A 16,307-nucleotide genomic window follows, 5' to 3' on the forward strand; every position below is an offset into this window, starting at 1 on the left:
AAGTGCTCACGACCCGGGCGTGGGCTCACTTATTGTGTACAAGGTATACCAGTACCGCGATTCGATAAGTTGAGACACGCCTTTTTTGTTTTAGCAAACCAGGCCGTTTCTCTTCATAATTTTCAAAGTGATTTTCTACAATTTTTTTATGTATCGCAGTACTAACACAATGTTTGGTGGCCAAATCTTATGTCTAATCGTAAGCTTATTGCGGGATAAGCAAAAAATTTCATAATCCCGTGGGTGCTGTGATACCCTATATTTTTTTACAGCTTTGGGTTGGGAAACCGTCCCCCTAGCCCCCAAAGGGGGAACAAAGGGTGGCTGGTTTGGGAAAATGAGTATTAGGTTTACAATTTCGGCTATAGGGAGCCGGGATTCCCCATAATTTTTTTATAAAAATTACTTCCCCCTATGGGGAAAGGGGCAATTTGAATTAAGCCAAAAAGCCTTCCCATACTAAAGATTGGCGTCTGAGTGGGGAAGGCCTAAGCTTAAGTAAAACAATGTTTCACTTAAATCACACGTAAAATTATGAAAAATAATTACTCGCGCCTTAAATGGGTGGCGCTAATTATTATTGGCGGGATACTCTTCTTTCTGTCCAAAGCTGCACATGCAGCAACTACTACCCTGCCCTTTCAACAGGAAATCTCGGGTATAGTACAAGATCAAAACGGCCTTCCCATTCCGGGCGTGAGCATAATAGTAAAGAATACCACACGAGGTGTAGTCACCAACCTGGACGGGGAATATAGCATTACCGCCGCGGCAAATTCCACGCTGGTATTTTCATACATAGGCTCTAAAAAACAGGAAATGGCCGTAGACGGCCGGACGGAAATTAATGTTCAGCTTGAGGAAGATATTGCCGCCCTGGGCGAAGTGAAAATAAACGCCGGGTATTATACCACAACGGAAAGGGAAAGTACGGGTAATATTAGTAAGGTAACTGCCGAGGAGATAGAGTTGCAGCCGGTGGTGAGCCCTATACAAGCTTTGCAAGGGAGAATGGCGGGGGTTGAGATAATTCCCGGTGGCAGTAATCCTGGTACAGCTTCAACTATACGTATAAGGGGTATTAACAGTTTAAGGGAGGAAGGTAATTTTCCTTTATATATAATAGATGGGGTGCCTATTAATTCAACTCCCATAGAAACCAATTCAATAATCGGAAATGCCGGGTTAGACCCCCTCAATAATATAAACGTTTCCAATATTAAAAGTATCGAAGTATTAAAGGATGCCGATGCTACTGCAATTTATGGTTCTAGAGGAGCGAATGGTGTAGTTTTAATTACAACCAAAACAGGTCAACATACAGGTACTGGTTTAGAAGCCAGTATTTATACTGGAGTCGCAAGAGTGCCTAATCGACTGGATTTATTGAATACCCCAGAATACCTTAGTGTGCGCCGCAGAGCTTTTGAAAATGATGGTGTGGAACCTAACGAAAGAAATGCTTATGATTTATTACTGTGGGATCAAAACAGTAATACAGACTGGCAGGAATTTCTTTTTGGGGGTACCTCAGAGACTACTAATGCCAACCTGGTTTTTTCAGGAGGGAGCGATAACACTACTTTTAGAGTAGGAGGATCTTATTTTTCCCAGGGAACAGTTTATCCTGGAGATTATGATTACGAAAAAGTTACAGGAAACTTAAATATTAACCATACCTCAGAAGACGGAAAGCTTAATATAAATGCAAGTCTTAATTATGGTGTAGACGTTAATAATCTAGTAGGCAACTTAAACCTAAATTCAGCTATACTTACTTTACCTCCAAATGGCCCAGAAATTTTTGATTCTGACGGAACATTAAACTGGGAGGATTGGGCTTTGGCAGGTTTAAGTAACCCATTAGAGGGATATTATAACACAAGTACGACCCAAACAAATAATTTAATATCAAACCTGGGACTTAACTATGAGTTATTAGAGGGGTTAAAATTTCGAGCCAACCTTGGTTATACTTATTATAATAGTGAAGAATTGTGGAAGTTACCGAGTAGATCTTATAGTCCGGATGCTAATTTTCCAAATAATTCTATTCATTTGGATTCCAATCTGAAATCGTGGGTTGTAGAGCCACAGTTAATTTATAATTTCAAATATGGGAAACTAGATGTAGAATCCATAATAGGAACAACATTTCAAGAAAATTCAGGTACAAGAACGAACTTTCAGGGAAGCGGTTATGCCTCTGAAGCATTGATAGGAAATATCGCAGCAGCTGAATCTATAACAAACGGAAGAATTGATAGGACACAGTATCGATATAGTGCTATTTTTTCGCGAATAGGAATCAATTGGGATAAGAAATACTTTTTAAATTTTACAGGAAGGCGGGATGGTTCTTCCCGTTTTGGACCAAACAATCGTTTTGCAAATTTTGGTGCAATTGGAACAGCTTGGATATTTTCTGAAGAATCCTTTATCAAAGAAAACCTAAGTTTCATTTCGTTTGGTAAATTTAGGGGTAGCTATGGCACAACCGGGAATGACCAAATTGGAGATTTTGGTTACTTAGATGCTTATGAGGCAACAGTAGGGCCCGGCGGGTTATATCCTACGAACCTGGCGAATCCAGATTACTCCTGGGAAGTCAATAAAAAGCTCGAATTCGCTATTGAATTAGGCCTGATTCAAGATAGAATTAGATTTGGATTAAGCCGCTATCAGAATCGCTCCTCCAATCAACTTGTTGGGTATTCGTTACCGTATATCACCGGTTTTACATCCGTCCAGGCCAATTTACCGGCAACAATTCAAAATAGTGGTTGGGAATTGGAAGTAAGTAGTCAATTAATTAATAATAACAATTTTAGTTGGCAAACCTCACTTAACATAAGTTTCCCTAAAAATGAATTAGTAAGTTACCCTGGCATTGAACAATCTTCATATGCAAACACTTACAGGGTGGGACATCCAGTAAATATTTCCTTATTGTATGATTATACAGGCCTAGATCCTGAGACAGGTTTATACACTGTTAGAGATGTAAATGAAGATGGAAGTTTCGATTACCGCGATCGGATAGTTGTTTTAGATAGAAATAGAGAATTTTTCGGAGGCATCAATAATAACCTCGCCTATAAAGATTTTTCATTACAATTCTTATGGGAGTTTGTAAAGCAAAATGGGAGAAGGTCATTATTTAATGCAGGTCCCAGCAGAAACACAACAAATGATGTTTTAGATAGAAATGCGTATCAAAGATTTTCTCAATCAGGGTTAGCTACTAATGCTTTCAATAATGTGCTTAATTCTTTATTTCCCGTTCAGGATGCCTCTTTTCTAAGGCTAAAAACAATTTCTTTAAACTATAACCTTCCCACCAGTATTACAGAGAAGACTGGCTTACAAAGTTGCCGTCTTTTCCTCCACGGCCAAAATTTGATCACGATAACCCCTTATGACGGATTAGATCCGGATCAGCCCTTTTCTGAAGGTGCTTTTAATAGTTTGAGAACTGTTACAGCAGGATTACAAGTTAACTTATAAAAACAATATTATGAAGCTTAATAGAATAACCAAACGGGCAATAATGATGCTTTTCATAATTACATTATTCTCCTGTGAGGATTTTGTTGAAATAGATACACCAAATAATAAACTAGTGAGGTCTGAAGTATTTAATAGCAATGAAACCGCTATTAGTGCTATGACGGGAATATATAACCAACTATATATGTCCTCATTTAGCAATGGTTCCCGAAGTAGTGTTACTTTTTTATGTGGGTTATCCGCTGATAATCTATCGAATTTAAATACTACAAATCTGCCAAGAATGCAATTTCAAGAGAACGAAATTTTCCCTGATAATCAACACAACCTAGATTTATGGGCTAGTGCCTACAATATCATTTATTTAACTAATTCATTTCTTGAAGGTCTTAAAAATTCTGAAGGGATAGAACTGGAAGTTAATTTACAATTAGAAGGGGAGGCAAAGTTCGTGAGAGCCTTTACCTATTTTTATCTTACAAATTTATATGGGGATGTGCCTCTTATTCTAACTACTAATTACCGCAGTAATGAACTAGAACCCCGCAGTCCAGCATCAGAGATTTACCAACAGATCGAGAATGATTTACTAAGCGCTATTGACCTTATGGGTATAAACTACCGTGAAGGAGAACGTACTGTTGCAAATAAATCTGTTGCCACTGCATTTTTAGCAAGAGTTTACCTCTACCTCGAAGAATGGGAACTGGCTGAAAACTATAGTAAAATGCTAATTGAGGGGGACTCTATGTATGAAATTTTAGATGATCCTAATGCGGTTTTTTTAGCAAACAGTAAAGAAGCTATCTGGCAATTATCACCCCTGGGAAGCGGCGGTATCGTCAGTCATACTAACGAGGGTAATATTTTTATTATTGACCCCGTGTTGTCCTTTTTTGCTACTGTTAAACTGACAAGTAATTTCTTGGAAAGTCTGGGAAGTGAAGATCGCCGTCTTATTGAATGGACAAGCTATAATAGTAGTAGAGATGCTGCTTTCCCCCATAAATATAAAATTAGAAATAGTAGTGAATTTCCTATAGAAGAGTATTCTATGGCCTTGAGACTGGCTGAACAATATCTAATTAGTTCTGAAGCAAAAGCAAGACAAGGTGATCTTTCTGGAGCTATAGAGGATTTAAATATTATAAAAAACAGGGCGGGAACAGCCTTAATTTCTGAAGAAAGTTTGGGGATTACAAGGGATGAACTATTAGAAAAAATCATGGAAGAGCGAAGAAAAGAATTGTTTACCGAGTGGGGGCATCGCTGGTTTGACTTAAAACGTACAGGCCAGGCAAGTGCTGTTTTAGGAGATAATCCCTCTTGGGAAGATACAGATGTATTTTATCCAGTTCCCGCTGAAGAAAGAATGAAAAATCCAAATCTCTCCCAAAATTCGGGATATTAATTATAAATAAAGAATAATGAAATCTATTCTCAAATATTCAGTAATTATTTATATGATTTTCGCATTCACGATTTTAAGCGGTCAAACTCCTCCTGGAGAAGCTCCTGATATTGCATTGAATCCCACTGTAAAGTACGGTGTTCTTGAAAATGGTTTAACTTATTTTATAAAAAAAATTGAAACTCAGGATCCTAAATTAGAAATGGGGTTTTTAGTTAGAACAGGTTCTTATAAGGAAGAAGCACACGAATTAGATTTTGCACACCATATAGAACATTTAGCGTTTAGAGAGACTAAAAATTTTCCAAAAGGATTAAATCAAAATTCGGAGTTGTTATCTAGTTTGGATATGGATACTTATGATGTCCACGCCAAGACAGGTGGACTGCTTACATACTATTTTTTCTGGCCTAAAAGAGAGAATCTAAAGGCTATTAAAACCGGGGTGGATTGGTTTAGAGATATCGCGGATGGTTTGGATGTATCCCAAAGTAGTACAGAAAGGGAAAGAGGGGTATTACTTCAGGAATATTTGGCTAATGAGGCAAATCAAGATGTTCTGATAGCCGAAAGCAAATTAGAAAGTCAATTATTCCCTTGCTTAAATAGTTATGAAAATTTTATTGCCCATAATAAGTCTTACCCCCATCAAGATGTTAAGGATTTCTATAAAAAATGGTACCGTCCTGATCAGATGGCCGTATATATAGTAGGGAATATTAAAAACATCGATGACTTAGAGGGGATAGTAAAAGAAAAGCTTTCATCACTAATAAACAGCAAAGAGCCGTTAATGGAAAGAATCTGTAATAAGGAATATTATTCCAATAAACCAAAGTTTGAGATTGTATTTAGCAAAGCAAATTTACCTACCTACCTAAATCCTATATCAATACATCTTATTTACCCGGATTCCGAAACCATTGAAAAGATAAATAGCCTGGCTGGCATGAAGAAAAAGCTTAAGAATGAACTGATCGCTCGGGTACTGAATTTACGTTTCAAAGTAAAAGAACAAGTTTACAATAAAATTTCAGACAAATATGCGGTGCATACATACAAATCAAATAATAAACACTCAGGCAAACCTAAAAGCGCTTTAAAAATTGTTGTTAATACCGGTCTTAATAAGGAAAAAGATGCCTTGAAGGAGACTGTACAAATAATTAAACAGTTAAAAGAATATGGGATCCGTAAAGATGAAATGGAGAAAGTAAAAAATATTGTAGTAGATAAAATCCTAACAAAAAATGAAGAATCAATCACCTACTGGAGCACAGAAATGATGAATCACTTTGCTTATGGGGAGGTTTTTTCCGATCAAAAGAATTCAAAATTGAAAAAATACCTTGAGAATTTGACAAAGGAGGAAGTAAATGCCACTATTGACAGTGTTTTTTCCCAGATTCCGGATGATATTGGAATGATTTTTCCTAAAAACTATGAATCTGAATTGCAAATTGAGCAAACGACTAGAAAATTCATAAAAAAAGTTTTAAAAGAATCGGTCGTACCATTTGAAGTCATAAACGGACCTAATTTAATTTTGACGAATAATGAGGTAGCTGCTCTTAAAATTAACCAGGAACATAAGGCAAGAAACGGGATAAATGGTACCAGGGAGTATCGTTTAGAGAACGGAATAAAGCTTATTCTGAAATCCTTAAAATCAAATCCAAGTGATCAAATTATTTTAAAGGGATTTAGACCTCAAGGAGCTGCAAGTTTTCCCAAAGAAAAATTATATTCTGCTCTTTATGCCCCGGCTGTAGTATCTTATGCAGGGGTTGGTAAATTTTCCAAATTTGAATTAAGCAGGTTTTATAAAAATACAAGTTCTTTAAAATTGGGAGTTAAACCATATATCACGTTTGATGAAGCAGGTATAAAGGAGAAAGTCTCTGTGGACGAATTGGAAACACTACTTCAAATCGTGTATTTATATTTTACCAACCCCCGTCAGGATAAGTTAGCATTTAAGGACTGGAAAAAAACTTATTTAAAAATTGCTTTGAAGGGAATAAACCCAAGAAACGACCTGATAGATTTTATGGGACAAGTAACGGGAGATTATTCGAATTTGCCACAAGCTACTAAAAGTATCTCATCTATTAAAAGTGTGAATTTTGAAGATGCACATAAGATTTACCGTAGCCTTTTTTCTAATCCAGAGGAATTTACTTTTATTATAACGGGTGATTTTGAAGAAGATAAAATTCTTCCAATGTTAAAGAAGTATTTAGGTAATCTTCCTGGTAAGAACTCACCGGACCTTAAAAGGAAATGGCAGGTGTCTTTCAATAAGGGTCCTGAAAGACATCAACTTAAACCTTCAAAATTTTATGAAACGATAAATTCTTACTATGCCTTAAGTTTTATAAAACAACGTGAGAATTCTAATTGGAAAGAAGATATCAAACTGAGATTATTGGGCCAGGTTGCCAATAGGATGTTATTTAAACTCCGGTCTGAAAAAGCCTTGAAGTTATATTACTTTTCGGCGGGTACTTATACAAACAGAATCATGGATCGCAATGAATTGACCTTTCTTGTCAATATTCATCCAAACGAATTTCCTATTGTAAAGCAGTCGATTGCTGAATATATTGAGACTATTAAGAATGGTGATATATCGGATAACATATTTGAAGAAATCATGATCCATAATCAACCATATTTTCTGGTAAAAACATTAAACAGCCAGGCTAATATCTTAGAGAAACTATATTATTATTACAGGTACAATGAACCATTCATCAATCCGGTTGAGATACACGATTTTTTTGAATCCTTAACTAAACAAGATATTCAGAAAATTGCGAGAGAATACTTTCGGGATAAATATTTACACGAAATACAAATCGAAAATGAAGAGTTAATGAACTAATATAAAAAACCGCATCGCTAATAAAGTGATGCGGTTCACCTATAGTTTTTAATTAAAGATTTAAAACAGTGGGATCCGGCGTACTACTGTTTTTTTTAGTTTGAAGATCCATTTCATCATACACATCATAAATGGGACCTCCCTGTCCGAACTGTACCCGACAGGTATTGCTTCCCTGCTCGCAATTCTGCTCTGGTATAATTTCCCAGGAGCCATCAATAAGTACATAATCGTTGTTTTGAACCTTAATTTCAGGTTCTAGGTTTGTGGTGGCAAAAGCCATTCCGATGGCGCATATAAATGCCAACATTGGTAATAAAACTTTAGTTTTCATAATATTGAATTTTACGTTAATAAATAATGCCGTTGTAAAACAGGTACTCGGCTTCACCTGCATCATCGCGCAATAATATGTTTAATTTTTTTTCTTTTTTCAGACAGCGCATAGGCTTTAAAAGCACTTTACCACAATTAATAGAACTTTCCTGTAATCTTACTCCTTTAACTGTTGTACCAAAGTTCCTAAACCAAAAGCAATTAAAAAATGGCTAAAAGCGTAAATTATATGGTAAATCCTGTAAATTATATGGAAAAAGACGTCAATTATATGGAAATAATTTAACCATGGTTAAAAGTCTTTTGAAAACCTGGGGATACCATGCAAGGGTAGTTTATCATACTTTTTGAAAATTTTGTACATCCCATTATAATCAGTAAGCCCATTTTTATGGGCAATTTCCTTCAAACTCAATACGCTAAATAAGATATCCTTTACGCAATCAATCATTCTCATCTTGTTATAAAACTGATAAAACGTGTCCTCAAAATATTGTTTACAATCCTTTTGGAACTGATGGTAGTTTTTTTCATAATGCTTTAATAATTTGCCAATGGACTGTTTACCTTCATTTTGGACATACTGCCCTAAAAACTTGTGAAGGTATTGAAGATAATGGGGTGTTGGGTTAATAAGGTTCCTGGCAACGCTAAACTCATGAAGGATAAACCGGGCTGTATTATTACCTTTTTCAAACACGGCTACCCCGGTCAATAATAAAATTGCTTCTACTGTGGAACAACGAAGATGAATAGGCAGGATATCATCCTGTAAAAATGGAGTTTCTTTCTTTTTGATTTTCCCAATAGCAAGCAATTTCTTGGAAATTGCATCGAATTCCAAAATTTCTGGCTTTTCCAAATTGAATTCCATTATCAATTTTCCTTTATAATAGGTATGATTGAGAGGTAGGAACCCTATTTCTTTAAAAAATTTCATATAAAAATTTACTATTTTCCGGGTATGGCGTAACAACAATTTATCCTGGTTATAATAGAATGTAGACTGTCCCCTTGGAAACTTTGAAAATTTAATCATAGCTTCCTCTAGTGTTTTATCTATTATGGATAGTAAATAAAGATTCATAATCACGGGTATGAATGTGGGACAGCATGTATAAAAATTTGGCTACATTATACCTGTCAATAGAATCTTATAACAAACTGAATGACAGGTTCTAATCCAAAAGAATAAATTTATTAAAAATTCTCCAATGAGAGAAATAAATTAGAAGCCCCGGGGAAGGCCACAAACGAGGGTGGGCATTAACCATCTTATAAATTGAGAGAAGCTCGTGGAATAAACGCTTTGAGGGATTAAAAAGCAGCGGCCTTGAGAAAGCCTAAAAAAGCTACTTTAAGATTGATTAACTGAATAGCCCACGCAAAAAATCTAGCAACCTATTTGATAAAATGTAAGGAAGGGCATTGTGGAGCGGTACATTTTGACAAAGGGGTTGCCTCGTAATTAAGCGCAAAAAATGCGTTTCCGAAGGATTAAGGAATTGCATTTTTGTCCAATTTTTTGAATATCAAGCGACTCCTATTGGATGGGCCTGGAAATCTTTCAGATTATGAACAAATACTCTCTATTCGGTCATTCCCCTTCGGAACAAATTCCACAATACAGAACAGCCCATTTAGGTCAAAGAGGAATTGATAAACAAGTCTTGTTTTTCCAATGCTTCGGCCAAACTGCAACTTGGCGTGTCATCCCCTTGTTCGGATTGTTTTAATAACTCTCCAAATTCTTCGGTAAGCATTGGCAGGTTTGCCACCGTTTTGTAATTTTTCGAACCGGGTTGCTGTACCTCCCTGATTGTGGATAGTAATACTTGTCCTGTATGCCTGCTTTTGGCGAAGCCCAACCAATATTTCGGGTTATCCCTGTAATTCCTGCAGTCGTTTATTTCTTTTAGAATTTCAACAACATCAAACCTTGCCCATACATAGTCCACACAAGTGATGGTTAGATTGCCCTTGTCTGCAATCTTCCTAAATTTTCCTTTTCAAATTTCCGTTTTTCGGCTTTCCAGTTGCTCCCCGAAAAGCGGTTACCTCTGTTTAATAGTGCCACGAATTTGTACAAACCAGCTTCGCATTCAGCAAAACGCTGTCTCCCCAAATTGGCTGTCGTGATAATATCATCATCCCAAAGACGGATTTGCAAGCCTGCGTGTCCCAATTCCATTAACCTGTCGCTTGCGGTCGAGATCTTTGAGCCTGTACCGCCTGCCACGATTAAATTTACCGTAATGGGATTATTTACGCTATTTGGTCAATCCTGCCATATACGAGTGGTCCAATTCCTCACAGTCCCGTACCAGGTTCAAGTTGTACTGTTCTGCAATTTTTTTCAAGATTCCCATAGCTGGTTCTTATGCATTGTAAAAAACCCCGTTGCTATAATAGCCTATAAACCGTTCCCATAACCGTACAAAACCATTGGTATCTACATAGAAATAGTCCGTTCGATTACAGTAAATGATGTATATAGCCACATCCTTGAAATCCTTGCCAAGGCTTTGTGCCTTGGCCAATTTTTTTGCTTCATCTATTAATTTCGCTTTCATATGGCTTGTTTTTTAACAGGCTACCACCTTAATCGGTGGTAGCCTGTGGTTATTTAATTAAGGTTTAGGGTTTCCGCACCGTCCAACGCAAAGGCAGTACACAAGTCAAATGCTTTCTGTGATTTGCTTTTAGCTGTTCCACCCATTACAATACTCTGCAATTTGGCTTCATCGTTCCTATAATTGCGTACGTTCTGGAAGTAGCCCGTAACGGCATTATAAGCCCCGAACAAGGTACCTTTTGTGGTTTCCGTTTGTTGGCTGTCGCTTACCATTGCGTATGCAAATGCATCCTCCACGGTGTTTTTGAACACGGTGGAGAGTTCATCCTCTGCACCTTTTTTGATATGCCCCAATGCTTCCCTGTTTGGGCAAAGTGCCAACTGTATCAGCTTTCTGACCTCTTGGTCTGTTGCCTTTACCTTTGCCCACTCATTGAAAATGTCCTCTAACTGGTCGCTCAAGGTGTTGGCAAGTCCCATAATCTTGTGGGCATTTTCGATACGCTGTTTTGCCCCCGAAGTATGCTTGATACGTACGACATTGGTCATATTACGAAGTGAAGCATTCAGGGTATTCTGGCAAACGACACGGATAGGCGTGAACGCTGCGGTAATACTCCCGCTACCGTCGTGCGAAGTGGTTAGGAAAATGTACTTTTCCGTAATGTCATCGCCATTGCCCACACGGATATAACCGGGCAGTTTTGCCGTAATAAAGATTCGTTCCCCTTTGCCCAATACCCCTGCGGTTTCGTAGAGGATTCCCTCGCCACCGCCTACAATGCTGTCAAAGAAATTAAAGGCTTCACGGTTTTGTACGATATGGTAATCCTTGCCCACTACGCCCAAAACTGCATTGTTATCGGTGCGGATGTTGGCGAAATAGTTGGGTACTTCCAATTCGCTGTTACCTATCTCTATACCATCAGCCGTTTCGATAACACCCGAGCCTTTGGTAAATAGCGGGGATTTTACGACTTCATAATCCAGACCTGCCTGTTCAATAGCTTCCCCGCTTGTGGGGTACTCTTCCACGATTTGCCCTAAATCGTGCCACGCTTTTTGTTGAACGCTAAAGAATGAATAACGTCCTGTTCTCTCGTTAAAATTAATGTTGTGTGCCATAATAGAATGATTTAAAATGTTTAAAAAATGGTTGAATACCCGTTGTTAAAATGGGAGGTCTTCCTCGGTTTCTTGTACTGCAACCCTATTGTTTTCGGTTTGTTCAGTAGCATGCAGGGTTTCTGTTACCCTGCTACCTTCCCACCCTCCACGGTACAATCCATGCAGTTTGATTTGTGAGGTATGAAAATTCAGCCCTGCACGCGGTTTGCCGTCCATACCTGTCCACGCCCTTACACTTACCCTACCCGTGAGTTCCACCAAAGCGCCTTTGGTGAGTATCCTGGCTACGTTCGGGGTTCTCCAATAAGAGCAGTCGAAAAAGACGGTTTGTTCCACACGCTCTCCCTGTTTGTTTTGGTAGCTGTCGTTCACCGCTATGGAGAAGTTGACTACCTGTCTGATGTCGTTAAGGGTCTTTACTTCCGCATTCCTTGTCAGTCTTCCTGTGATATCCATGATTTCTACGTTTTTAATTATTGATTTTTGATTTTGAATTTTTGTTATTCGGCAATGAGGGGAGGTGCTTTCGTTTCACCTTTTGGCCATTTTCAATTTGTATGTTCCTTATTGCCGACATTTTTTTATTCGTTTAAAGAGCCGGAGTATGCTTTGTCTCGTTTCACGAGAATAAAAGGTTCGTGTTTAGCAGCACCAAGGTTTTGAAGGGAAATACTACCCGGCGGGTGGAGATTTTTCACCAAACTTGTCTTGACCTTGGGGCTGGGTCAAGAACACGTAAATACCTTTGCTCTTGAAATGGGATAAAATAGCATACTGGCGCTTTGATTAAAAGAAATCGTGGAAGCCATAAAGACGGTATGGTATAAATGGTATACTGAGGTTAAGGATGTAGTATTACCATTACTTGCATTTAACTGTGCCTGTTTATTAGTTTGGCCACAGCAGCCACGAAAAGGCTATTGAAAAAATGATTGGTGCGGCTATACCAGGCATTTTTCAATAGTCTTTCTTACAGCATCCAGGCAAAGCTCTTTTATGGGCGGGGATGGCGGAGGTCATAAATGTGCTTTGCGGATTACAAGGAAAAAAATGAGGTCAAATACTTCCATTTACCGACAAGGGGTTCCTTAAAAAAAATATACCCCCTTGTCTGCTTAAATTCAGGTTGCTGACCATATTTAAAGAAAAACAATATGAAAAAGGAGCTGTACCATATACAGAAGAAAATGACCCCGGATAAAGTCGTGGAAACGCTCCAAAAGGAAAATCTTTCTATAGATGAAAACGAAGCTATAATGCTCCTGGTTTTTTTAAGGAAAATAGCCAGGATCAAGATAACTGCATATTTGGAAAACCATGAACATGGAAGGGAGAAAAATAGCTGACCTTTATATCCGGGTGAGTACAGATGAACAGGCCGATAAGGGATACTCACAACGAAACCAGGAAGAGGTGCTGCGTAAATACTGCCTTCATCATTCCATTGCAATCCGGAACGTGACCTATGAAGATCATTCCGCCAAATCCTTTGACAGGCCACAATGGAAGAAATTGATTGCCGCCCTTAAAAGGCACAAAGGTGAAACTGAGCTTATCCTCTTTACCAAATGGGACCGATTTAGCCGAAATGCAGGGGATGCCTACCAAATGATCGGCATCCTGAGACGATTAGGTGTGGAACCACAGGCCATTGAACAACCTTTGGACCTTTCCATCCCGGAAAACAAAATGATGCTCGCTTTTTACCTGGCCGCACCGGAAGTGGAAAACGACCGCCGGGCGCTCAATACATTTCACGGCATGCGGCGTGCAAGAAAGGAAGGGCGGTATATGGGATTGGCCCCCATAGGATATGTAAACAAAATAACGGAAGACGGAAGAAAGTATATTGCCCGGGAAGAACCAGGTGCTACTATACTAAAATGGGCCTTTACCCAACTTTCCAGGGGGGACTTCAATACGGAACAGGTTTGGAAAATGGCAAGGAAAAAAGGTCTGGATTGCAGTAAAAATGCTTTTTGGCAGGCTATCAGGAATCCACTGTACTGCGGAAAGATTTTTATTCCACGATTTCAAGACGAACAAAGCTATTTTGTTAGGGGGCAACACGAAGCAGTTATTGCCGAGGAATTGTTCCAAAAAGTTCAAAACGTCCTGGATGGGCGTGGAAGGGAATACCGTACCAAATTGCAGTCCCATCCTAAATTCCCGCTCAGGGGCTTCCTGCTCTGTCCCAGATGTGGGCGAAAATTAACGGCAAGTACATCAAAGGGCAGGAACAAATATTACAGCTATTACCATTGCAGCAAAGGATGCCCACATCGTATTAAAACTGAGAAGCTAATGCTTGCCTTGCAGATGGAATTAAAGAAGTACGTTCCCCGTAAGGAAATACTGGGGACCTTTGAAAAAATACTCATAGAAACATACTACGACCTTACAGGAAATCTCCAAATGTTGAAAAGACAAAAATCGACCCTGCTTAAAGACTACAAGCAAAGGATAGAACATATCATGGACTTATTGGCCAGGGAAAAAATCGATGCCTTGGATTACCAGAGATTCAAATCGAAGTATGAGGGTTTAATCAATCAATTGGATGAGGAATTAAAAACCCTCAAAGGTAGGGTTCCCGATATTGATGGCTTATTGTCCCGGAATATTCAGTACCTCTTACAGTTGGACAAGATAATCAAGGAAGAAGACCATGAAAATATCAGGTCAATAGTACATTTAATGTATCCACACAAATTGATGTTCCACGGTCATAATTTAAAAGCAGAAAAGAGCAATGAGATCCTAAAATATGTCTACCACTATAAACACACCGGCTTTTGGGAGGACTAAATATGTCTACTAAATAGACGTTTACTAAGTGTACCAAAACTATTATAGGAATCAAACCTGTTTTTCAACATAAGCATTTTTTTTTTGCCGGGGAAAAGAAAAAATATCATAGATCATAATAAACTGTTTATTCCGGTATCTTCATTTACTTTTTCCAGTGTCATTCCATTTTCTTTTGATGCCCCTTCTTTTCAGCATCATAATTATTATAGAAATAATCGATCTAACAAATCTAAAGGTGCGTTAATTTCAAAGCTTATTTTTTGGCGACAAAAGGGAATGTGAGGTAAGAGAAGGATTTTAAAAGAAACTCTGAAATCCTGATCTGTGAATTTTAGTCACTATCAAGACGGACTTGAGTTAAAAAGCTTTTCCATTATAACTCTTATAATATTTAATATTTAAAGCTTTTTGGCTCGTGTCCAAGACAAAATGTAATGAACCCTTTTTACTGAAATGAAGCTTTTGCGCAGTGTAGGTAAAAGTGGTGAAGGAGTGTGAATTTCAGTTTTTGCGTGAAAAGATTACCGGTATTACTGGTCTGAATCAAAATTTCCGTGAAAAAATTTATAGAGCTTTTTTAATTCAATATCAAACAAGCTCAAATAGCATTCTATTATAGAAAAATGACGACCCAACATCGCGTAGCATATTATCAAATTTTAATTATCCTAATCTATTCAATAACTGGATTCTCCAATAAATAGAAATCCCACAAATTATTAGTATGACGACCATGTGCTCCTGTAGCACAATTAAGAATCGTTCCTTTTATCTTTACATCCCTACCTTTTTCACCCAAATCTACTCCTGAAACAAAAATTTTTATTGTAGTTAAATTAAATTCGTCCGCTAAGCTCACCAAATATTTCTCGGCATCAACTTCTAAATATTTCTTGTTACCATTAAAAAAATAATCACCATCTTCAATAACTTCTACTCTTGCAGGTATAGAATTTTCTAAAACCTTTCTAACTTGAATACTGGAACATTTTTCCATAGCATCTTCGTAGTTATCTTCTTGGTTATCAGAATTAGAACAAGCACCGAGTAAAATCATAATAAAATATACAAAAAATTGTCTCATTATATTGGTATTTTATTGTTAGATGTTAATTTTAAAAAAAGGTTGCGTTCATTTATGTTAAAAAACCTTAATTAATTCTTTTTTTCAATTTATGAAAATCCTCTGAAATTTTAGAATCAATTACCTTAGCATAGATCTGGGAGTTGATAATTTTGTATGCCCAAAAAGTTTTGATACTGTTTCTATGGGAACATCATTAGCTAAGATTACCGTTGCTGCGAATGCATGCCTGGCCGCGTGGGACCAAGTTCCTTAATGTTTACCTCTTTAGTGATTTCACGGAAGTACTGATTGGTTTTCTGGTTGGAATATACTGGAAGTAAAATATCACTGGAACAAACTTTTGGAAGATCATGGTATTTTTTAAGAATTCTTTTGGGCTTCCTTCAATAGTCGTTTTGGTTTTGATCCTTAGGGTGTAAATCCATTTATTCCCATCCACACCAATGGTAGTTACCAGCAGTCCTTCCTTATAAACGACAATTAAATGTTTTACAGAATTGTGTCTTGCTTTCATCATTTTTTTATTGATTAGTTGACTTTTCGAACTGCCTCCAATAATTTG

Annotated in this window: 12 protein-coding genes and 1 pseudogene; 5 read left to right on the forward strand and 8 right to left on the reverse strand. The window is 37.6% G+C overall.

The features are described 5' to 3' along the window. Positions 1-534 precede the first annotated feature (534 nt). Genes FG27_RS04485 through FG27_RS04495 form a run of 3 tightly spaced genes read left to right on the forward strand, consistent with a single transcriptional unit; the run spans position 535 to position 7,808 of the window. Positions 535-3,507, forward strand: coding sequence for a SusC/RagA family TonB-linked outer membrane protein (locus FG27_RS04485; protein WP_037316083.1), 2,973 nt, complete (start codon positions 535-537; stop codon positions 3,505-3,507). Positions 3,508-3,517: 10 nt separating this feature from the next. Next, complete coding sequence (locus FG27_RS04490) at positions 3,518-4,921, forward strand: RagB/SusD family nutrient uptake outer membrane protein (protein WP_037316086.1); 1,404 nt, start codon at positions 3,518-3,520, stop codon at positions 4,919-4,921. Between the two features lie 16 nt (positions 4,922-4,937). After that, on the forward strand, positions 4,938-7,808 hold the full coding sequence (locus tag FG27_RS04495) for a pitrilysin family protein (protein WP_037316088.1): 2,871 nt from the start codon (positions 4,938-4,940) through the stop codon (positions 7,806-7,808). Positions 7,809-7,860: 52 nt separating this feature from the next. Here FG27_RS04495 and FG27_RS04500 read toward each other — a convergent pair whose 3' ends face one another. The 6 genes and pseudogenes from FG27_RS04500 to FG27_RS04525 all read right to left on the reverse strand — a co-directional run bounded on the left by FG27_RS04500 (position 7,861) and on the right by FG27_RS04525 (position 12,303). Further along, the gene (locus tag FG27_RS04500; RefSeq protein ID WP_231563257.1) at positions 7,861-8,142 is read right to left on the reverse strand and encodes a DUF6520 family protein; all 282 of its coding nucleotides are present in this window, start codon (positions 8,140-8,142) and stop codon (positions 7,861-7,863) included. A gap of 294 nt (positions 8,143-8,436) precedes the next feature. Beyond that, positions 8,437-9,084, reverse strand: a complete 648-nt coding sequence (locus tag FG27_RS04505) for a hypothetical protein (protein ID WP_156101206.1) — start codon at positions 9,082-9,084, stop codon at positions 8,437-8,439. Positions 9,085-9,733: 649 nt separating this feature from the next. Further along, positions 9,734-10,407: pseudogene (locus tag FG27_RS04510) on the reverse strand (PRTRC system ThiF family protein); the annotation flags it as partial. 115 nt (positions 10,408-10,522) lie between these two features. Continuing rightward, positions 10,523-10,717 (reverse strand): hypothetical protein, encoded by a 195-nt coding sequence (locus FG27_RS04515; protein WP_037316094.1) that lies wholly within the window; start codon positions 10,715-10,717, stop codon positions 10,523-10,525. 53 nt (positions 10,718-10,770) lie between these two features. After that, positions 10,771-11,844: a DUF932 domain-containing protein gene (locus FG27_RS04520; protein WP_037316096.1), complete on the reverse strand. Its 1,074-nt coding sequence runs from the start codon at positions 11,842-11,844 to the stop codon at positions 10,771-10,773. Positions 11,845-11,889: 45 nt separating this feature from the next. Next, complete coding sequence (locus FG27_RS04525; protein ID WP_037316099.1) at positions 11,890-12,303, reverse strand: single-stranded DNA-binding protein; 414 nt, start codon at positions 12,301-12,303, stop codon at positions 11,890-11,892. A gap of 698 nt (positions 12,304-13,001) precedes the next feature. On the opposite strand from FG27_RS04525, the gene FG27_RS04530 reads away from it, so the two are divergent. Together FG27_RS04530 and FG27_RS04535 are read left to right on the forward strand one after the other, a co-directional pair. Next, a complete protein-coding gene (locus tag FG27_RS04530; RefSeq protein WP_037316102.1) occupies positions 13,002-13,193 on the forward strand; it encodes a hypothetical protein in 192 nt (63 codons plus the stop codon). Further along, positions 13,171-14,655 (forward strand): recombinase family protein, encoded by a 1,485-nt coding sequence (locus FG27_RS04535; RefSeq protein WP_197051662.1) that lies wholly within the window; start codon positions 13,171-13,173, stop codon positions 14,653-14,655. The genes FG27_RS04530 and FG27_RS04535 overlap by 23 nt, the downstream gene beginning before the upstream one ends. A 676-nt stretch (positions 14,656-15,331) precedes the next feature. Here the strand turns inward: FG27_RS04535 and FG27_RS04545 are convergent. Together FG27_RS04545 and FG27_RS04550 are read right to left on the reverse strand one after the other, a co-directional pair. Continuing rightward, on the reverse strand, positions 15,332-15,742 hold the full coding sequence (locus tag FG27_RS04545; protein ID WP_037316111.1) for a hypothetical protein: 411 nt from the start codon (positions 15,740-15,742) through the stop codon (positions 15,332-15,334). A 259-nt stretch (positions 15,743-16,001) separates the two neighbouring features. After that, on the reverse strand, positions 16,002-16,262 hold the full coding sequence (locus tag FG27_RS04550; protein ID WP_037316113.1) for a hypothetical protein: 261 nt from the start codon (positions 16,260-16,262) through the stop codon (positions 16,002-16,004). Positions 16,263-16,307: the final 45 nt, after the last annotated feature.

The organism is Salegentibacter sp. Hel_I_6 (genome assembly GCF_000745315.1).
Classification (GTDB): Bacteria; Bacteroidota; Bacteroidia; order Flavobacteriales; family Flavobacteriaceae; genus Salegentibacter.